Genomic DNA, 21,258 nt, shown 5'->3' with positions numbered 1-21,258 from the left:
GATTATAAGCTACTTTACCAGCAGGTCAAAATGGAATTGTGACAACCAAAATCAGACAAGGTCAACCAGTCAGGCTGCCCTTGATTCTTAATTTTCTTAATAAGAGATTGTAAAAAAACATATGAAAAAATTCCTGAAACTGTTCGCTTTTTTTATCCTGTTGATCCTTTTGCTAATTGGGGGGATCTTCATTTACAATTGGAGAGATCGGCAGCCCGGATATGCCATTGACCTGAAATTGGAAAACAAAACTCCGCAAACCCTTCAGGCTGGCTTTGCCAAAAAGGCAATTACGCCGACCATTGTTGATACCTGGAACGATGCCAACGGGGACAATGAATACGACGAAGATGAGGGGGATACTTTTAATGACCTGAATAAAAACGGCAAATTCGACGCTTTTTGGATTGCCGGAATGAGCAATGCCAAGCCTGCGCAGGGCGTCCACGATGACGTGTGGTCGCGTGTCATGGTCTTGGACGATGGGAAAAGCAGAATTGCCATGATTTCCATGGATGCCATTGGCTTTTTGCACGGCGATGTCATCGACATAAGACAGCGGATTCCGAAGGAATTGAATATCGACTACACGCTGATCTCTTCTACCCATACCCATGAAAGCAATGATCTGGTAGGAATTTGGGGAGAAAACATATTCAATACCGGCGTCAATCCCGAGATGATGGAATATGTCAAGTCGCAGACGGTAGCGGCTATCGTCGAAGCTGCAACTAACCTGAGGCCAGCGAAGCTTGTCTTTGCTGAAGACCTCTCTGAAAGGGATTCTGTGTTAATGAAAGACACCCGTAAGCCCATTGTCAAAGCAACGGGAATACATCTCATGCAGGTATTGGATCTGGAAAACGACCAAACTTTGGGCACGATCATTAACTGGTCCAACCACCCGGAAACCCTTTGGAGCCAAAATCTTTTGATCAGTTCTGATTTTCCGCATTACGTGAGAGAAGGGATTGAAAATGGAGTTTATAACGGTGACGAACTCATGCAAGAAGGGGTAGGAGGCGTGGCCATCTATTTTTCAGGGGCGATTGGAGGTTTGATGGCTCCACACCCCTCCATTCCGATACACGATCCGTTTACAGGCACTGCCTATTCGGAACCAACTTACGAAAAGACCAAAGCTTTGGGCGACCATATTGCCCTGATGTCACTCGAGGCATTGAAGTTGAGAGGGGATACCTTGACCACTTCCAACATCTCGGTACGTGCGAAGACAATTTTTGCTCCCTTGGATAATATCACCTTTAAAATCGCCAGTGGCATAGGATTGATAAAAATGGGGATGCCGGAATATTTTAAATCAAGAACAGAGGTTGGCGCTATCCGTATCGGCCCGGCGATGTTCCTGAGTATTCCGGGAGAGATTTACCCTGAAATTCTCTTTGGCGGGGTAGAAGCTCCTGCCGGACGGGAGTTTGATATTCAGCCTATAGAGACTCCTCCGATCCAGGATTTCATTACCGACAAATACAAGTTCTATCTGGGACTATCCAATGATGAGATTGGTTACATCATCCCCAAAAGTGAATGGGATACAGGGAAACCGTATCTCTATAATGATGATCGTGACACCTATGGCGAGGAGAATTCCTTGGGGCCAGAGACCGGGCCGCTGATCTATAAGTCCCTGATCGAAATGATCAAAGAGCTGGAGTGAGTTTCAGTTTGCAGTGATCAGTCTCCAGTGATCAGTCGCGGTTTGCAGTGGGCAGTTGGTCAGTTGTGAGTGGTGAAAAGTAAGTAGTGGGCTGAAGTGGTCAGTCACCAGTGATCATTCGGAGATTCAGATTGAGCACCTGAGAAACGAAGTCGAAATAATGGTTTAGTCGCAGTGATCAGTCAAAGTGATCAGTCTCACTGTTCAGTGGGGAAAAGCACAGCCGACCACCCGATGCTTTGACTTCGCTCAGCAGAGTCAACCCCGACAACCCGACCACATCCGATACTTGTACCGAGTGATTCTAAGCATTCGAAATCGGTAAATCCGAAATCCTTTGACATTCCTGAGATAGGAAATAGCCCTTTTCGTTAATCCCAAGGTATTCCTTACAAAAAAGGAATGAAATCAAAGTTACTCCCCATTCTCCTCACCGGCATGACGCTCGGGACTGCTTGGGCGATTCGAGGTCAGTTTGGGCACGAGCAAGGTGCTGCTTGGGCTGGAGGTATTGCCTGTGTTTTTCTGATTTTATTTTCAAGGAGAAAAGAATGGATTTCCGGAGGGCTAAAAGCTGTGCTTCTTGGCGCGATCGGCTGGGGATTGGGAGGAATGATGAGCTACGGGCAGGTCGTGGGTTATGGCCGAGTCAATGATTTTTTGAACGTTTCTTATGGCTTGCTGATGATGTTTGTCATCGGGGGGCTTTATGGATTTCTGGGTGGAGGTCTTTTTGGCCTTGGACTTCAGGAGTCTTCTTCCGCTAAAAAAATAGCATGGCACCAACTTCTTGTAGAAATGTGTGCAGGAGCGATCATCTTTTATTATTTCGTAGTAGAGGAATTGGGGATTTTGATGACTCCACCACGCTCTGAAGCTTGGGCGATCTGCGCAGGTGCAGCCATCGCATTAGCTTATTTCTGCAGCCGTAATTCCTATTCTGGCTCATTGAAAGTGGCGATTTACTCTGGATTGGGTGCCGGTTTTGGATTTGCCTTTGGTGAATTCCTTTTGGTGTTGGGTAATGTCTCCGGTTTAAAAATCAATTTCTGGAACGTCATGGAGTATTCCCTCGGCTTTTTTGGAGGAATTGGAATGGCTTATGGCGCCTTGACTGCCTCTTTTGAAACCCAGAAATCAGAGTCCAAACCCCTACCTTCAAAGGTCGCCTGGCCGATTTTCGGACTGATGACTTTGATTCCCTTTATCGTTTGGCAGCAGACATTTTGGGATAATGACGTAGTGGCTATCTATAAAAACGCAGTGCCAGCCAATCCCGAATATTGGGCAGGTGTAGGAATTACTCTGGGTTTTTTCGCCTTTTTGATTTGCATGTTCTCAGGTTTTACCATTTCCAAAAAATGGAGAAGCAGCACGGATACCGAGCGTTTCGACTTGATGAAATGGACAGGAATTATCCTCTTTGGGACTTACGTGATTTACACCTTCCTGATTACAGGGTCTTACCTGAGCTTTTATCGCCCTGAGCAGTTTATGTATGTGCTCAATTTCGGAGTGGTCCTAGCCCTCTTGCCTTACTGCAATGTCGAATTTGCTCTGGAACCATTTCAACCCAAAAAAGCCCTGTACCTGTTTGTTGGGATCATTACTTTTCTGTTGGTGATTTCGGCAGTGGCTATTTCAACCCATGATGGGTTGCCACATGCCAAAGGTCGATTTGGGGTTGAGATTCCAGAGTGAGAAACCTGAATCAATGGGATGGAAATTTATCAAAGTCCTTTTTTTTTGAAACCCAACCCTGAAAATAAATATTGAAACATAGCTTAAATAAAAGGTAAAAAGAGCCTTCCATTTTGGAAGGTTTTTTTTGTGAAAGTCTTCGAAAAAAAGACCTGTCAGGATTTCAAAACCTGACAGGTCTTTAGGCTATGGTGCTGAATTTTCATTTACCATAATTTTTTTTAACACAAAGAAACAAAGACCAAAAAGTGGGATGGGTATTGGAAGGAGTGGTAATTGATCCCTATGTTCCTTTGTGTTTAAATCTCAAAATTTGGATACAGGCTTTTTGTGACTTGAAAAGTAAACTCTTGAAAACACAAAGAAACAAAGGACACAATAAGAAATTAGTTTTGTAAGCAAACCTCTTAGATCCCTATGTTCCTTTGTGTTTAGAACTCAAAATCTTAAAATCAATCCTTCCGGATTTCAAATTTGTCCAATACTTCTCCTCCTGATTTGAAAGAAGTAAGTGTCAAGGTATTCCCTTTCAGATCGATTTTTTGATAGAGGTAATCATCCGGTAAGGTTGCGTCAATCTGATCCCAGTTTTGGGTCTCACTTTCGAATCCTCCGGAAGTGGCAGCGGAATGGACAAACATCATCCGCGATGAACTCTTTGTAAATTCAGCAAGCGGTTTGGATCTCATGTAAAAATGGAAATGTCCACTCATAACCAGATCCACTCCATGTTTTTCCAAAGCCGGTAACCATTCTCTTTGGATATCAGGATAGGGTTCCACAGAATTGAACATCGGAAAGTGAACGACCATAAACTTCCACTTGGCCGGATTTTCAGCCAGGGTTTTTTCGATCCAGGCTGATTGTCCCTCGATAGGGAGTGTTCCGTCCATCATCAGGAATAGCGCATCGTGGTATTTGAAGAAGTAGGTGAATTCCCGATGTGTGGAATCCGGCCCGTTGGTCGGTAGGTCAAACAACTCCTGATACATCCAGGCTCCCAGCCCGTCCTGACTGTCGTGATTCCCGGGAACCGGCATAAACTGCCTTTGAGCCCAAGCCTTTTCGGTATAGCCAAACAGTTCATCCCAATTATCACGGTAAAGACCCGTATTGACCAAGTCTCCGGATTGGACATAGAACCTGATTTCTGGATTTTTGGAAGTGGCGTCCTGAAGCATTTTTCCCGTTTTTTCATCATTGTGCATATCACCAAACCAAAGAAATGAAAAGTCTACCGGACTGGATTCGGCAGTCTTGAATTCTTGGACTTCGCCAGGCTTGGCATTGCTGATAATCCGGTATTCATAGCTGGTTCCGGGTTTCAGTCCTTCCAGTCTGCCGGTATGTCTTTGGATATACCGGTCATTCTGAAGTAATCGGTCTTCCATTCGGAAAGTGCTTGAATTGGTCTCCAAGGTATCCTGAGTTGACTTTTCCCAATATTGGATCTTGCCTTCTTTAATAGCGTCGGCTGTTCTCCATTGTATCGAAACCGAATTGGAAGGATCTCCAGTCCAGGTAAGGACCACCTGATCGGCTGATTCAGAGGATGGGAATACAGTATTTCGGAAAGCATTCAGAAAGTGGGCTTCCCTGGCTCTTCCCCGCACGGTGGTCAGGAGGATTTCGCCCTGCAGACTTTCCGGAACTTCGGTCAGCTTGAGCCCATCCCAATCGTGGTAGGTAAAGGCCCCCGGCTGAAATTTTTCCTGATGCTGCTTTGCAGGAAATATCGGATTGATCTCCACAGGTGTTCCCTCCTTAACAGGACTAATACTTACAAAATATACCGGTCGGTGCTTATCCAGTCCGTTGATTCCCAATTCCACTTTTCCTTTTTCAAAGACTTTCTGCCAAACCTCGTATTCTGACATTTCATTTTTGACCAGGAGGGTAGTTTTTTCAAAACCGGAGGATTCCAGCCAAAATGGAACAGACTTTTGGCTCTTGTCCCGCATCAGCGAAATGCGGACCGGTTGATTGACTTCAAAGATCCAATATCCTGTGGCCAGGACTTTTTTTTCATCCTCACTCATATAATCCATAAGAAATTTTTCATCGAGGAGATTCAGGCTATCCCCGGGGATCTCCTTATATAAGCGTGTCACCACTTCATCCGCCACTTCTTTTAGGCTTGGCTTGGCGGGATTTTTTGGATTACAAAAGGAAAGGGCCAGCGGAACCAGCAGAAAACCAGATACTCTGGTGAGAAATAGGGGGATGTTCATCGGTTTGGGATTTTTCTAAAATGATCTCACAAAAAGTACTCACAAGAGAAATGAAAAGACTATTGAACAAAAAATATTAACGAGTAGTCCGTTTTTCTAGCCCTGAGGTATTACCTGTGAATGAGCAAGCTATGGAAAAGCCAACTGCATCTGAATTAGTCAAAAAGCTAGCCAAGGGAGAGATCAGCCGAAGGGAATTTGATCTGTTTCTGGAAGCGCTGGATGACAAAAGCCAAGCCGAAAACCTTGATAAAGGGTTTTGGGGTCTTTTTGCTCAGTTTTTAACCAAAGGGAAGTCAGACGAACAGAATGATGATACAAGTAAAAACTCGAATACACTTTAACTAACCTAAACGCTTATGAAAAAAGGCATCTACTTACTCAGGCCCAAAATCTTAAAGGGTGTTTCCCTCGCCCTGATTTTGGGCTCGGTCATTCTCCCTCCTATGCAGGGGAGAGCGATGGCCAATGGTTCAAATCTTTCAATGGATGAAATTTTCCAGGCTCAAGCAGTCATTAGTGGAAAAGTTATTTCCGCAACTGATGGTTTGGGCTTGCCGGGTGTTACTATCCTGGAAAAAGGAACAACTAACGGTACTGTATCCGACATCGACGGAAATTATTCCCTCAATGTCAATTCTGCCAGTGCAGTTTTGGTGTTTTCTTACATCGGTTTCAATACCGTTGAATTGCCTGTAAACGGCCAGTCTACTTTGAACCTGACGATGGAAGAAAACATCGAATCTCTGGGCGAAGTAGTCGTAACCGCTTTGGGTATTGAAAGAGAAAAAAGATCTCTCGGTTACTCCGTAGGTGAAGTAAAAGGAGAAGACATGAGAACTGTAACCCAGGAAAACGCTCTTGGCTCACTTGCCGGTAGAGTGGCTGGTGTTCAGATCAACCAGACTTCCGGTACAGGATCTTCTACCAGTGTCGTAATCCGTGGCGCTACTTCTTTGAGCAGTGACAACCAGCCTTTGTTCGTAATTGACGGGGTGCCTGTTGCAAACTCTTTGGGTAACGTAAGAACCATGGGTGACAGAAACCAAGTCGATTATGGTAACCCGATTGCTGACTTGAGCCCGGATGATATCGAGGACATGACAGTATTGAAAGGCCCAAGTGCTGCTGCTCTTTACGGTTCACGTGCTGGTAACGGGGTAATCCTCATTACTACCAAAAAAGGTAAAAAAGGCGAAGCAATGAGAGTGAATTTCTCCACTTCCAACGTTTTCGAAACTCCTTACCGCTTCTTGGATATGCACTACCAGTATGCAAACGGTTCAAGAACAGATCTTTTGGATGAGCGTTCCGCTTATTGGTCAGGTCCTAAATTGGACGTGGGCAACAAAGCAGTGCAGTGGAACAGCCCAACTGATGCCAGCGGCAATAAGATTGCTACTGACTTGAATTCATATGCGGACAACATGAAGAACTTCCTGGAGACAGGTATCACTTCTACCAATGCCCTTTCCGTATCAGGAGCTACTGACAAAGCCGTTTACCGCTTGTCTTACTCCAATATGATCAACAAGGGGATGATTCCTAATACGGATCTTAACCGTCACAGCATCAACTTCTCCAACTCTTACAGCGTCACTCCTAAATTGAATGTAAGTGCAGACATCAATGTCTCCCGCAACAAATCGGACAACCGTCCGACTACCGGAAACAGAGGTGCTAACCCATTGGAAGCAGTATATGCTTGGTCTCACGTGGATATCCGTGAACTGAAAGACTATTGGGTACCAGGTCAGGAGGAAATCCAGCAGAAATCGGTATCGCCTAACAACGATAACCCATACTTTCTTGCCTATGGGGTCAACAACGGTTTCGAAAGAGATCGAATCTTCGGAAACCTCAAAACTGAGTACAAATTCTCAGATGCGGTGAAATCTCACGTGAAATTGACTATGGATACCTATAGCGAAAACCGTGAAACTAAGATTCCTTATTCTTACACCAGAGAAAGAAAAGGTGCTTACCACCTTCAAACTCTTGGCGGTACTGAAACCAACGTGGAATTCATGACCTCTTACAACAAGCGTTGGGAAAACCTTACCCTGAATGTAAGCGGTGGTGGTAACATCATGAGTCAGCATTATAATGATGCATATATGGGTAGCAAGACTAACGCAGGTTTGATTGTTCCTGGACTTTACAGAATCAGCAACATTCCAAATACCGGTTTGAACTACAGTAACTATAGCTCAGAAAAATCAATCTATTCTGTGTTCGGTATTGCTTCTTTTGGTTTCAAAGATCAATTGTATGCTGATATTACTGCAAGAAATGACTGGTCAAGTACATTGCCAGCTGACAACAGATCTTATTTCTATCCTTCCTTGTCTTTGAGCTGGTTGGCTAATTATACCTTCAACCTTCCTGAAAGCATCTCCATGCTGAAGTTGAGAGCAGGTATTGCACAAGCTGGTAACGATACCTATCCGTATGCTTTGGAGCAGCAGTTGGGTACAGGCAGCTGGGGAAGTTTGATCACTACTAATTACCCTGGCACCTTGCTAAACCCTAATCTGAAGCCTGAAATCAGTACTTCCAAAGAATTAGGTTTGGATATGAATTTCTTGGATAACAGAATCCGTTTCGAAGCTACCTACTACTATCAGAGTAACGAAAACCAGATCCTGAGCATTCCAACTCCTGAATCTTCCGGGTATTCTCAGAGACAGGTTAACGCTGGTTTGATTTCAAGCAAAGGCTGGGAAATTCAGATAGGAGCTACTCCGATCCAGAAGGCCAATGGCTTGACTTGGGACGTGAACTTCAACATCACCCGCAACAGAACTACACTTGAGGAACTGACTGAAGGTATGGAGTTTATTACTCTTTGGGAAGACAACGGCGGTGGTGCAAGCACATTCGTAGGCGGACAGATCGGTGACCTTTATAGCCGTGGTTTTGCAACTGTAGAGGATAAAAACTCTCCATATTATGGATGGCCTATCCTTTCCAACAACGGAGAATGGATCAGCAAGAACGACAGAGCGGACAGAAGAAAAGTGGGTAATTTTAACCCAGATGCAATGCTTGGTTTCCAAACCAGCCTGAGCTACAAAAGATTTGTGTTGTCCGCAAGTGTGGATGCCCGAATGGGCGGTGACTTCATGTCCTTCACTTACAGATATGCTGAATCTGACTGGAAATCAGGAAGACAAAAGGATATGTTGATCCCTGGTGGAAACTACACCGAGCAAGAATTGATCGATTTGCTGAAATCTAATCCTGGCAAATACATCATTCCTCAAAATGGCGCGTTCCCAAGAGTGGGTGGTTATTCGAAGGAAGAGGGTGGCATGGATGTCAACCAAGGTCCTGAAGGTGATGACGGAGCTTTCATTCCGGGTGTGATCATGGGTGAAAACGGAGAATATATCGAGCACCTTGGTGGACCAGGTACCAATATCTATCCGATCTCTGATACCTATCCTTGGAGCTACAACGAGGCTATTACTTTCGATGCCTCTTTTGTAAAACTCCGTGAGCTTGCTTTGACTTACACTTTGCCAAAACTGAAAGGATTCCAGAATGCAAGTGTTTCGTTATTCACACGTAACCTGATGCTTTGGACCAAGGCGGATGTAGGAATCGATCCTGAAAGAGCATTCCAGTTGCAGGCTTCCAAACAAGGTGACTCTGCCAACTTGTTCAGACAAGGTATTGAGCTTCAAAACGTGAACCCTTGGACCATGCCTTTGGGCTTCAAGTTCAACGCTAACTTCTAATCCATTCGCTCAATTAAATTTAAGAGACTATGAAAAATTGGATAAAACATACCAAAGTACTTTCCCTGGCCACCCTGATCGCATTCGGGAGCTGTGAAAGTTTAGATGAAGTCAACAACAACCCCAATGGGGTTTCACCGGCAGACGCCAACGTGAATATGCTGATGCCGACTGTCATGGTAGGCGCCGCATTGAACGTAACAAACCTGGGATATCAGGACATAGCCGGTGTGGTACAGCATACCCAAAAAGACGGCTGGTTCAGTGGTCACAACAGTTACGCATGGGGCCCTTCTGATTGGAACGGTTACTACTCAATGTTGAGAACCAATGAGTTCCTGATCAAAAGATCTGAAGAGGTTGGTTCTGATTTCCACAAGGCTATCGGCCTGACAATGAAGTCCTTCCTGTTTGGAATGGTGACTGACCTTTGGGGAGATGCACCTTATACCTATGCACTTCAGGGTTCAAAAGCTGAGTTGGAATATCAGTTTCCAATCTATGATTCCCAGGAAGTGATCTACAAAGGAATAATCGAAGACTTGAAGGCTGCAGCTGCAATTTTTGCAAGCACTCCTTCAACCAACGTGATCCCTCAGTACGATGTCTATTTCGGAGGTAATGCTGTCCGTTGGCAGAAATTCACCAACTCCTTGTTGTTGAGATACTACCTGAGAATCTCTGACAAATTGCCGGAGATTGCAAAGCCTGGTATTGAAGCGATCTATAGCTCAGGAATCTACATCACAGACGCTTCTGAAGATGTGACCCTAGCTTATTTGGGAGCTTCTGCAGGTGATTCTTGGCCTACAGCCACATCCTTTGATGCAGGTTCAAACTTCAGAAGATTGAAACCAGCTAATACCTTGCTGGATCCGATGTTGGCAACCAATGATCCAAGATTGAAAGTTTGGTTTAGACCGGTTCACTGCCGATGGGTTGAGGATTTGACTCTTGCAACAGCAACTGATCCTTTTATCCGTAAAAATGGTGTAATCCAAAACGGTGTTGTATCCTTGGGCGATGAGCAATATTTGAAAGAAATTGCTGCAGGCAACAAGTTTACCCGCCACTACAACCCAGAAAAATTGGGTTATAAGTTGGATACCAGAGAATATGTAGGTCTTCCTACAGGTTTGATCAACCCTTCTGCTCACAACCTTAACCCGACTCCTGGTCAGCAGCTGGAAAACCAGCACGTTTCCCAGATCGGTGATGTGTTCAGAGCAGCTAAAGGTGATCTTTTGAAAGCAAGAATTATCTCTGCTGCTGAAGTAAGCTTTATCCTGGCAGAAGCTGCTACAAAAGGTTATACAGTAGGTGCAGCTAAGACCCATTACGAAAATGGAATCAACGCTTCCTTGAAAGCTTGGGGAGTTTCCAGTGGATCTGCAGCTTACCTCGCTCAGCCTGGTGTAGCATTCGATGGCACTGCGAAGCAAATCCTGACTCAAAAGTGGATTGCTAGCTGGACTTCAGCTTCTGAAGCTTGGTTTGATTACAGACGTACAGGTTTGCCTGATTTCAAAGTTGGTCCTGCTTCAATGGAGCCAGTGATGCCAGTAAGATTCCCTTATGGCAACAATGAACTGAACTTCAACAATGAAGAAGTAGCCACAGCTGTTGGTCGCTTGCAAGTTTCTGAGTATGGTTCCGAAATCGGTCCAAACAACCAGTGGTCTAAGCCATGGATCATCCAGGGTACCAACAAACCTTGGTAAAATTTAAATCCGGATTATTCTGGCCCAAAAATTAAACAGGTTTAGTTAGTTCAATTTACCGGGGGAGATTTTCTTCCCCGGTTTTTTTGTGGCTATTTCTGGCTGTTTTTTCTGGAATGAAACGGGTTTGCCCATGGTCAAATTCTATCTCAACGCTTAGGGTTATAGGAAATCATTATCACTTGATCCGGTGTTTTTTCCTATGAATTCTGTAGAAATCACCGTTGATGATCAGGAATTCTTCTCGTTCATCTTCTTCAGCAAATCTTCTAAGTAATCCACCTGAACTTCCTGTATTTCAAGTAGTTTTTTGTTTTGATGCACCAGGAGATGGTCGATTTTTTCACTTAAAAGTTTGATTTCAAGTTCGGCTTTCAGGTTGATTTTGTAATCATGCTCGGCCCGCAGCCGGTCTTTGGATTCCTGTCTGTTTTGGCTCATCATAATAATTGGTGCTTGAATCGCCGCCAGACAGGAAAGAATCAGATTGAGCAGAATAAACGGAAAGGGGTCAAATGCCCTGCTCATCAGGATGTAGGCATTGGTGAGCATCCATAGGATAATAAAGCTGAAAAACACAATGATAAAGGTCCAACTGCCACCAAACGTAGCGATCCGATCCGCCATGCGTTCCCCAAGTGTCAGTTGGTGTTCGACTCCATCATCGATTTTTTCTGTCATCACAGAATTTTCCCGAATTGCTTTCAGTACATCACGGTCCAGCAGGGCAAGTTCACCGCGCTCCAATTCCATGAGTTGGGTTAGATACAGCCTTCGATAGAGGTTCAATTCATCCAGAGAGATGTAGCTTTCGGCGGAAAATCCGGGATAATCCTTTCGGATCAACTCAAAAATAACAGCCCTGATCTCGGCACCTTGGATGCTTTCTCCTTTTGAAATTGGTTTGTTGCTGATGAAGCTGGTTTTCATGCTGAAAAATTAAATTGGCAATTAGAATTTGGGAAGAAAAATCGTGAATTACCAACAGGATAAAGCTGGGATTTAGAATTGGAGGTTTAACTTCTGGGAGCAACCTTAAAAGGCAAAAGCAATTTAATGCTCAGCATTTCTAAATTGAAAATAGATCCTATTGCTTTTTTCCATTTAGTCACTTCCAAATAATTGCCGACTTCGTAAATCGATATTGATAAATCGGAACATAAACCTAAATTAAATGTCATGAGAAAATTGATCATGTGGAATGTCATGACCCTGGACGGTTATTTTGAGGGTAACCAAAATTGGGACTTGTCTTTTCATGAATTTATCTGGGGAGATGAGCTTGAAAAAATCAGTATAGCCCAATTGAACTCAGCGGACTACCTGGTATTTGGGCGGATCACTTATGAAGGAATGGCAGCCTATTGGAAAGAGGCAAAAGGAGAAATCGCTGACTTGATGAACAGCATCCCAAAGCTTGTTTTTTCCAAAACATTGACTTCAGCAGACTGGAATAATAGTAGATTGATTAAGGAAAATGCTGCTGTCGAAATTGCCAGACTTAAAGAAGAAGACGGAAAAGACTTGTATGTATTCGGTAGCGCCAACCTCTCGGAGGCTTTAATAAACGCGAATCTGTTTGACGAATACCGCATCGGAGTAGCCCCGGTAATTTTGGGAAGCGGGCGGCCTCTGTTCACGCAGGGTGGATTTCCAAAAAAGTTAACACTCGATTCCACCCATCAGCTTTCGACAGGGGGAGTAATACTGAAATACAAGAAATGAAAAGGGTGGCAGCCTGGCTTCGAAACTGCAAATTCGCCTGAGCTACCACCCTTATCGATAATTCATCGAAGCGATCAAGACCTAAAATCAATATTGAAAGTACAGGAAGAAAAGCCCAAAATATTACCTTTTATGGGGATTCGCTTAACTGCACGTCTCCAAACATAGAATGGATAGTGGAACAATTGAAGCGGCTGTGGACAGTGGACTGTTGGCCGTGGTCCGATAGCTATCGGACGAGAATCCGCATCATTTTCATCTCAAAAGGTTCGATATGAACTATTGCGGATACTCATCTTACCTTACCCTTCCATACCCCAAAACCTTATCAAGCCTTGTTTTCACGTAGGCAAATCCGGCAACATTGGCGGCTTTATTGCCTTCAATGGTATAGATAAATCCATCTTCATAATGATGGACAATTCCAATATGGCCTTTTCCTGAAGGTAAACTTACCCGCCACCAGGCTACGATATCTCCCGGTTGGGGGATAAATCCATTTTCAGTTCCGAGAAAATGCATGCCTTTGGCCTTAAACTGGTTGAAGATATCCCTGGCACCTGCAGAATATCGGAAGGGCATTCTTGATTTGTCTCCGCCTGCAGCCTGTAGGAAGCACCAACTTAAAAAACCTGCACACCAGCTTTCGCCTTCTCCTAAGCCAGATGGTTGCATATATTTCTTCACCCACATTCCTTTGTTGTTTCCTCCGATTTCACCAGCCCCAGCTTTCAGTTCTTCGATGGCAAATTGCAGTGCCAACCTTCCCGTAGGATGGCCTCCTTTGTCAGGTCCCGGCATAATGGTATAATCGGTGCCAGTAGTGGCGATTTTGGCCCGGGGATTTTGAAGAGCCCACATGGTGATCTGCCCGACTTTTCCATCAATCTCTAGAGGAGTGCCGTTTTTGTCCAAATGCCCAGCCTGAAATGTCCGAATGGCATTAAAGGTGGCGGTGTCAAATACGCCAGTCACTGGCACATTGTAGTCCAATTCCTGGAGCAACAGTTGCAGCGCACTTACATTTTGTCCGGTGCTGCCTTTTTTTAAAAGTTCCATAGTTTGTGTTTTAGATTAAAATGGTTTGATTTAAAAATGTTCGCTAAAGTATTGAAAAATAGTTTGTTATTGGAATTGTTCATTGGGGAAAATGCTGACTTCCCAATTTCATTTCCTATAGAAAAATTGATTTTGTAAGCGGAATTCAAAAAAATATGGAACCTAGGGATCCCAAACTGACACTGCGCACGAAAGGATGAATACGATAGACCTACTTCTTCTTCTCGGGATTTTGGCTACGTCCTTGACTTTGGTGATTAAGCCAAATATGATAGAGAACATTTTTCGGCCACTTTTGGGGCTGGTCCTTTTGCTGTCGATTGGACAAATCCTGCTCTCGGGCCTTTATTGGCAATTCCTTCCTGCTTATTTGTTGCTTTTGCTCTTTTTGGGAAAAGCCTTTTCCTTCAAGCATAGCACATGGATTAATTCGGGCATGGTATTTAAGATCAGCCTGCAATTTTTGAGTGTGGCTTTACTGTTAAGCTGGTCTGTTTTTCTTCCAGTTCCAAAATTGACTGAGCCCACTGGGAATTTTCAAGTCGGTACTAAAATATTCCGCTGGTTTGATCCTTCGCGGGACGAACCTTTGACCGCGGATCCCCTGGACAGGAGAAATGTTGTAGTTCAGGCATGGTATCCTGCAGACCCCGACCACCAGGGAAATCCTTCGGTTTATTTGGACGGATTGGACCATTTGCCTCCAATGGTCAGTGGGCTACCCAGCTTTTTGTTGAACCATTTTGATCAGATCAACACGTATGCTATCCTGGATTCTCCGGTTTCCAAAGCCAAAAAGAAATGGCCGGTTATTTTGTTTTTGACCGGAAATGGCGCCTCCCGTGCCTTTTATACCAGTTTGGCTATTGGCCTTTCCAGCAAGGGTTTCGTGGTTTTGTGTCTCGACCATCCTTACGAAGCAGCGCTTACCCAACTTGCCGGAGGGAAGCTGGCCACACCAATAGAAGTGTACCACAAGGATGACCCGGATTTGCTTCAGTTTATGGAAGTCCGACTCCAAACCCGCCTGGCAGATGTCCGGTTTGTGCTGGATCAAATCGGCAGTGAGGAGGAAGCTTCCAATGGTTTTTTCTCTTCCCTGGATCAAGACTTGATTGGCATTACGGGCCATTCTTTGGGTGGGACAACTGCTGCAGTGGCGATGGCACATGATTCACGGATTAAGGCTGCTGCTAATATTGACGGTACGCTTTATGGAGAATTGCCTAAACCGGATGGGCCACGCCCGTTTTTATTACTGGAAAGTAACAAGGACGATCCGGATCGGTATAAGCGGTATGAGGCTGGCAACCGGTTTTTTTTCAGGCAATTCGGTGGAGGATACCGGTTCGAAATAGCTGAAGCAGATCATTATAGCTTTACAGATGCGCCGCTCTTTTTGGCATTTCCTTCCCGAATTCTTGCTGGTCGAATCTTTGGGATTGGTGATATTCCAAGGAGGACCCACCTCGCGACTGTGGATTTTTTACAAACATTTTTTGAAGGTGCACTGAATAGGAAAGTACCAGATTTGGATTTAATTGCCAGCCGACGTCAGGGAATTATTAGGAAGATGATCGATTAAGCATTTCTCAAGAAGGACTAAGACTATTTTTAATGGATATATTCAATAATAATTTTTTAAAGTATTGGACTTTACCGATACTATCGTTAGTATTAGTTACATTTTTATTTAAAACCAATGAAAGATTTTTCGTCCAACGATATTATGCATTTTTGGAAAAAGGAGTATTCCTCCCAACTGAGCAAATTCAGCAAGTATAATCCCAGCGACCAATTCCACCACATTGCCAATATGTGCGCACCGGGACATTCTTACTATTACATCCTAAACCTAAATGATTTCAGCCTCGACTTTATCCATCCCAATGTCGAAAAGGTGGCAGGCATTAGGGTAGAACAAGCTACAATGGATACCCTTCTAAAAGCAGCCTTACCCAAAGAGATTGAGGTAATTGTAAAAAAGGAAAAAATCATCCATGAGTTTATGCAGTATTTCAAAGACAACGATGACCTACTTTCCTACAAGATCATTTATACTTATCGATGCAAGGGTCCGAATGAGAGGGTCCAGACCATGATGATACAGTCCACCGCGCTTTCGGTTTCCGATTCAGGAATTATGGATCATGCCTTTGTCATCCATACCGATATCAGCCACTTGGGCAATGTGGCCACCGATTGGGTTTCTTTTGTCAGCCTAAACGGAAAGGAGTCATTCTTCAATATCAAAGCCCATCACGAACGCTTCGATCCCAAACTTGCCAATCAAGAAAAAGCCGCTCTTAGTTCGGAGCTAACCAAGCGGGAACAGGAAATCGTCAAACTGATGAGCCAGGGATTAAATGCCAAAGCCATATCTGACAGACTTTTTATCTCTTTCCATACCACCCGTACTCACCGGAAAAACATCCTCAGCAAAACCAATTGCTCCAATACTGCAGAACTGATTGGAAAGTGCTTGGCAGAGGGGGTGATTTGATTTTTTGATTTAGGAATTTCGCCGATTTATGGTTGAGTGATTTTTAGTGTTTTGAAAATTGAAGAGGTATTGATAGGACTTTTTTTACCCTCATTCCCCTCAATACCCGACACCCCATGTGGGATAATCCCTGAAATTCCAGTAGTTTAAAGGCTCATTGAATTTATTGATGAACGCCCGATTACTGAGTTTGCTTCCCCTGTTTTTGCTGCTTTTTTCCTGCAGTCCCGATCTCCCGGAGGAGGTTGCTTTGGCCTATGAGGAACTTCCGGAAGCGATTGATTTCAATATCCACGTCAAACCGATCCTGTCGGATAAATGCTTCGCCTGCCACGGACCTGACCTTGCTGCCCAAAAAGCCGGACTTAGCCTCCATGACCCCGAAATGGCCTTTGCCGGACTGAAGGAATCTCCAGGCAAGTTTGCCATCAAACCCGGCAGCCTGAACAAAAGCGAACTCTTTCACCGGATTATTTCCGACGATGAGGAGTATCGCATGCCGTCCATTGAATCGAATCTGACTTTGACTCCAAGGGAAAAAGCAATCCTGATCAAGTGGATCGAAGATGGAGCGGAATACAAACCACACTGGGCTTTTATCCCTCCCCAAGACCAGGATTTGCCTAAAGTCAAGGATAATTCCTGGGCCAAAAATCCCATCGACCGCTTTGTATTGGCAAAGTTGGAGCCCGAGAAAATCCAGCCTTCTCCCGAGGCCGACAAAGAAATTCTGTTGAGAAGACTGAGTCTGGATTTGACGGGTTTGCCTCCAAGTCTTGCTGAGATGGACGTCTTTCTTGCAGATCAATCCCCGGATGCCTACGAAAAGCAGGTAGACCGACTGCTCAATTCCCCTCATTATGGCGAAAAGATGGCGATGCACTGGATGGATATCGCACGATTTGCCGATACCCATGGCTATACCGTGGACCGTTACCGCGATGCATCGCCCTACCGCGATTGGGTGATCCGGGCTTTTAACCAAAACCTGACTTATGATAAGTTTATCACCGATCAGTTGGCGGGCGACTTGCTTCCCAATCCGACCAAAGACCAGTTGATCGCCACTGCTTTCAACCGGATTCATCCCCAAAACATGGAGGGTGGAATCGTGGAGGAAGAGTTTCGGGTTGAGTATGTTGTGGACCGCACGAGCACCATGGGACAGGCCTTTATGGCTTTGACTTTGGGCTGTGCCCGCTGCCACGACCACAAGTATGACCCGATTTCCCAAAAGAATTTCTTTGAGCTGAGCAGTTTTTTCAACCAGGTGGATGAGGCCGGGCAGATTTCCTGGGACGATGCCATGCCTGCCCCGACAATGCTTTTGACCGATACTGAAAAGGACCAAATGCTGGCTTATCTTCTTTCGCAGAAAGAAAACGGAGAGACGTCCTTGGCTCAGGTGGCCAAGGAAGAGGAAGCGGGATTTCAAGCTTGGCTGGATTCCAAGGCCTACCAAAAAGAGGCTAGCCGGGAGTTTCCGGCAAGCCGAAAGGCATTTTTCACTTTTGACCAAAAGTCTATTCAAAACCAACTCAATCCTTCCCAAAAAGGCATGATGGAAAGTAGCGAGGTGAAAAACCAGCCTCCTTCCTATGTGGAAGGGTACAAAGGAAAAGGGGTTCAGCTCAATGGGGACATGTGGCTGAATCTGGGTGGAACTGGCGTTTTCTCCAGAAATGAGCCCTTCTCGGTCAGCATTTGGGTCAATATTCCAAATACTCTGACTCATGGTGCGATCTTTCACAAGGGTTCCGGCGCTGTCCTGTATAATTGGCGGGGCTATCACCTTAGTCTGAAAGACAACCGGCTGGAGTTGCTTATGGCCCATACCGCTCCCTACAATGCCATCACCAAAGTTACCGAGCAGGACATTCCCCGGGATCAATGGGTGAATTTGGTCATGATCTACGACGGATCTTCCAAAGCCAAAGGGCTGAAGGTCTTCCTGAACGGCTCAGAAATGACAGCCCAAACCACCCACGACAACCTATACAAGGACATCCTCTTCAAAGGTGGACAGCCCGGTTTGCAGGTCGGTGCAGTGTGGAGGGGAAAAGGTCTGAAAGACGCCCTTGTGGATGAAGTCAGTGTGTACGATCTGGAACTTTCCCCCTTGGAAGTGCGACATATTTCCAATCCGGACGATTACAAAGCCACCCTTGCCAAGGGAGCGGATCAATTTACAGTTTCCGAAAAGCTGGACTTGAAAAAGCTGTATCTCAACAACCATTCTTTGGCTTATCGGGAAAAGCTGAAAGCGGTGATTTCCCAAAGAAAAGCTTATTCTGATTCAGTGGAAGTAATTCCTGAGATGATGATCATGCGGGATAAAGCCGAAAAGCGCCCCACCTATATCCTGACACGGGGCGAATACAATCTGCATGGGGAGGAGGTTTTTCCAAATACCCCGGAAAGCGTCCTTCCCATGAAAGCGGATCTGCCCAGAAACCGACTAGGCCTGGCCCAATGGCTGATTTCTCCGGAAAATCCATTGACTGCAAGAGTGGCTGTCAACCGGTTTTGGCAGAATTACTTCGGCAAGGGTCTCGTCGCTACCTCGGGGGATTTTGGGAATCAGGGCCAACTGCCTTCCCATCCGGAATTGCTGGATTGGCTGGCTTTGGAGTTTCAGCGATCGGGTTGGGATGTGAAAGCGATGCAGCGCTTGATCCTCACCTCGGCCACTTACCGTCAAGCTTCCATTAAGAGACCGGAATTGGAAGAAAAAGATCCGGAAAATGTCCTGCTTGCGCGGGGGCCGATGGTCCGCCTGTCCGGGGAATTGATCCGGGACAATGCACTTGCTGCATCCGGCCTGTTGAATTCCGAAATCGGCGGCAAAAGCGTCTTTCCATATCAACCTGAGGGTTTGTGGAAAGTAAATGGAGGAAATTACGTGCAAAGCACCGGCAAAAATCTCTACCGCCGCAGCATGTACACGATATGGAAACGCTCAGTTCACCATCCGACTTTGGCCATCTTTGATGCTCCTGATCACAGTGTTTCGGTCAGCAAGCGCCAGGAAACGAATACCCCGCTTCAGGCTTTGGCTTTGCTCAACGATCCGACTTTTGTGGAAGTTTCCAAGGTTTTGGGCGAGCAGATGCTGACCTATCCCGAAATCTCAGAGGCGATAAAAACTACTTTCCGCAAGGTGACTGGAAGAAATCCACACCCCAAAGAACTTGAAATCCTGCTGGATCTGAGAGAAAATGAGTACAGAAAATTCACGGCTGACCGCAACAAGCTGAAAGGTTGGCTGGAAACCGGGGAATACCGGATTGATCCGGATTTGGATCCGGTCCAGGTAGCGGCCAATGCCGTCACCGCAAGTGCAATTATCAATTCCGACGCAGCCCTAACCAAGAGATAATGAATCATCACCACGACGCCCCGCTTAGATCTGCGAATCGGGATCTTCAGGAGATCGAAAAGAAAATGGACAGAAGGCGTTTTTTGACCAAAACTTCTTTGGGTATCGGCTCCCTGGCTTTGGGTTCGCTGATGGGAATGGAAAAGATTTTCGCAGGAAATCCGATAGCTCAACCAATCCTTTCAGATTCTCCCAACGGTATTTCAGGTTTGCCGCATTTTATGCCCAAGGCAAAGCGGGTGATCTACCTGTTTCAGGCCGGAGGACCGTCGCAACTGGACCTTTTCGATTACAAGCCAAAGCTTGTTGACCTGCATGGGCAGGAGCTTCCGGATACGGTGCGCGACGGACAGCGGCTCACGGGTATGAGTGCGGACCAGAGTTCTTTTCCAATGACCGCCTCAGCTTTCAAATTCCAACAATATGGCCAAAGCAGGGCCTGGGTCAGCGAACTGATGCCACACACAGCGGAGATTGCCGATGAGCTATGCTTTATCAAAAGCATGCAGACCGGTCAGATCAACCATGATCCGGCGATTACTTTTTTCCAGACCGGGCATCAGCTTCCGGGCAGACCCTCGATGGGCGCTTGGCTGAGCTATGGCCTGGGTTCGGACAACCAAAATCTGCCCTCCTTTATAGTCCTGGTTTCCAAAGATGCCGTGCTTGACCAGCCGCTATATGCCCGACTTTGGGGAAATGGTTTTTTGCCTTCCCAACATCAGGGAATCCAGTTCCGATCCGGGAAAGATCCGGTCCTTTACCTTGGGAATCCTGAAAACTACGAGGGAGCGGACCGAAGAGAGATGCTCGATTACCTCAAATCCCTGAATGAGGTGCAGTTTGATACTTATGGAGACCCGGAAATCAATGCCCGAATTGCACAATACGAGATGGCTTTTCGGATGCAGACTTCTGTGCCGGAGGTGACGGACATGTCCTCTGAACCGGACTGGGTATATGAGATGTACGGTGAGGAAAGTCGTGATCCCGGCACTTACGCAGCCAATTGCCTGATGGCTAGAAAGCTGATCGAAAAGGACGTGAAATTTGTGCAGCTCTACCATCAGGGTTGGGATCAGCACGGCAACCTGCCCGGTTCGATCAAAAATCAATGTAAAAAGACCGATCAGGCGACAGCTGCCCTGATCAAAGACCTGAAGCAGCGGGGACTTTTGGAAGATACCCTGGTCGTTTGGGGCGGTGAATTTGGCAGGACGGTTTACAGCCAGGGCACGCTTTCACCGGATAACTATGGAAGAGATCATCACCCGAGGTGCTTTACCAAGTGGATGTGCGGGGCAGGAGTGAAGCCGGGCTTTACCCATGGGGAAACGGATGAATTTGGCTATAACGTGGTCAAGGATCCGGTTCACGTGCATGACCTGCAGGCCACGATCCTGCATCTTTTTGGCATCGACCACGAGAAACTCACCTACAAGCATCAGGGACGCCGGTTCAGGCTGACCGATGTGGAAGGTCATGTGGTCAAAGGAATTTTGAGCTAAGCCGGATAGA

General features: G+C 45.7%; 13 protein-coding genes. 10 read left to right on the top strand and 3 right to left on the bottom strand.

What is annotated here, in order from left to right; genetic code table 11:
• Positions 1-121 precede the first annotated feature (121 nt).
• A complete protein-coding gene (locus B0E43_RS27015) occupies positions 122-1,678 on the top strand; it encodes a hypothetical protein (RefSeq protein ID WP_077347609.1) in 1,557 nt (518 codons plus the stop codon).
• 402 nt (positions 1,679-2,080) lie between these two features.
• Positions 2,081-3,379, top strand: coding sequence for a hypothetical protein (locus B0E43_RS27010; protein WP_077347607.1), 1,299 nt, complete (start codon positions 2,081-2,083; stop codon positions 3,377-3,379).
• Positions 3,380-3,831: 452 nt separating this feature from the next.
• Here B0E43_RS27010 and B0E43_RS27005 read toward each other — a convergent pair whose 3' ends face one another.
• Positions 3,832-5,610 carry a metallophosphoesterase family protein gene (locus tag B0E43_RS27005; RefSeq protein ID WP_077347605.1) on the bottom strand — a complete coding sequence of 593 codons (1,779 nt, stop codon included), beginning with the start codon at positions 5,608-5,610 and terminating at the stop codon, positions 3,832-3,834.
• Positions 5,611-5,741: 131 nt separating this feature from the next.
• Here B0E43_RS27005 and B0E43_RS27000 point away from each other — a divergent pair, with 131 nt between their 5' ends.
• From B0E43_RS27000 to B0E43_RS26990, 3 genes are read left to right on the top strand one after another with little or no spacing between them, the layout of a single operon-like run.
• Positions 5,742-5,954 carry a hypothetical protein gene (locus tag B0E43_RS27000; RefSeq protein WP_077347603.1) on the top strand — a complete coding sequence of 71 codons (213 nt, stop codon included), beginning with the start codon at positions 5,742-5,744 and terminating at the stop codon, positions 5,952-5,954.
• Between the two features lie 15 nt (positions 5,955-5,969).
• A complete protein-coding gene (locus tag B0E43_RS26995) occupies positions 5,970-9,353 on the top strand; it encodes a SusC/RagA family TonB-linked outer membrane protein (RefSeq protein ID WP_077347601.1) in 3,384 nt (1,127 codons plus the stop codon).
• Positions 9,354-9,382: 29 nt separating this feature from the next.
• Complete coding sequence (locus B0E43_RS26990; protein ID WP_077347599.1) at positions 9,383-11,074, top strand: SusD/RagB family nutrient-binding outer membrane lipoprotein; 1,692 nt, start codon at positions 9,383-9,385, stop codon at positions 11,072-11,074.
• Between the two features lie 231 nt (positions 11,075-11,305).
• Here B0E43_RS26990 and B0E43_RS26985 read toward each other — a convergent pair whose 3' ends face one another.
• Positions 11,306-12,004, bottom strand: a complete 699-nt coding sequence (locus B0E43_RS26985) for a DUF1003 domain-containing protein (RefSeq protein WP_077347597.1) — start codon at positions 12,002-12,004, stop codon at positions 11,306-11,308.
• A 249-nt stretch (positions 12,005-12,253) separates the two neighbouring features.
• Here B0E43_RS26985 and B0E43_RS26980 point away from each other — a divergent pair, with 249 nt between their 5' ends.
• Positions 12,254-12,799, top strand: coding sequence for a dihydrofolate reductase family protein (locus B0E43_RS26980; protein ID WP_077347595.1), 546 nt, complete (start codon positions 12,254-12,256; stop codon positions 12,797-12,799).
• A gap of 297 nt (positions 12,800-13,096) precedes the next feature.
• Here B0E43_RS26980 and B0E43_RS26975 read toward each other — a convergent pair whose 3' ends face one another.
• A complete protein-coding gene (locus B0E43_RS26975) occupies positions 13,097-13,858 on the bottom strand; it encodes a CHAP domain-containing protein (protein ID WP_077347593.1) in 762 nt (253 codons plus the stop codon).
• A 268-nt stretch (positions 13,859-14,126) separates the two neighbouring features.
• On the opposite strand from B0E43_RS26975, the gene B0E43_RS26970 reads away from it, so the two are divergent.
• From B0E43_RS26970 to B0E43_RS26955, 4 genes are all read left to right on the top strand, one after another.
• Complete coding sequence (locus B0E43_RS26970) at positions 14,127-15,443, top strand: hypothetical protein (protein WP_168171897.1); 1,317 nt, start codon at positions 14,127-14,129, stop codon at positions 15,441-15,443.
• Between the two features lie 117 nt (positions 15,444-15,560).
• Positions 15,561-16,361, top strand: coding sequence for a response regulator transcription factor (locus B0E43_RS26965; RefSeq protein ID WP_077347589.1), 801 nt, complete (start codon positions 15,561-15,563; stop codon positions 16,359-16,361).
• Between the two features lie 169 nt (positions 16,362-16,530).
• Positions 16,531-19,740 (top strand): DUF1553 domain-containing protein, encoded by a 3,210-nt coding sequence (locus tag B0E43_RS26960; protein ID WP_077347587.1) that lies wholly within the window; start codon positions 16,531-16,533, stop codon positions 19,738-19,740.
• Positions 19,740-21,248, top strand: a complete 1,509-nt coding sequence (locus tag B0E43_RS26955; protein WP_077347585.1) for a DUF1501 domain-containing protein — start codon at positions 19,740-19,742, stop codon at positions 21,246-21,248. The genes B0E43_RS26960 and B0E43_RS26955 overlap by 1 nt, the downstream gene beginning before the upstream one ends.
• The last annotated feature ends 10 nt before the right edge of the window (positions 21,249-21,258 follow it).

Origin of the sequence: Algoriphagus sp. A40, from assembly GCF_002002735.1 — a bacterium.
Taxonomy (GTDB): domain Bacteria; phylum Bacteroidota; class Bacteroidia; order Cytophagales; family Cyclobacteriaceae; genus Algoriphagus.
Note: the sequence above shows the minus strand (reverse complement) of the source record. Positions and strands in the feature narration are given on the sequence as shown.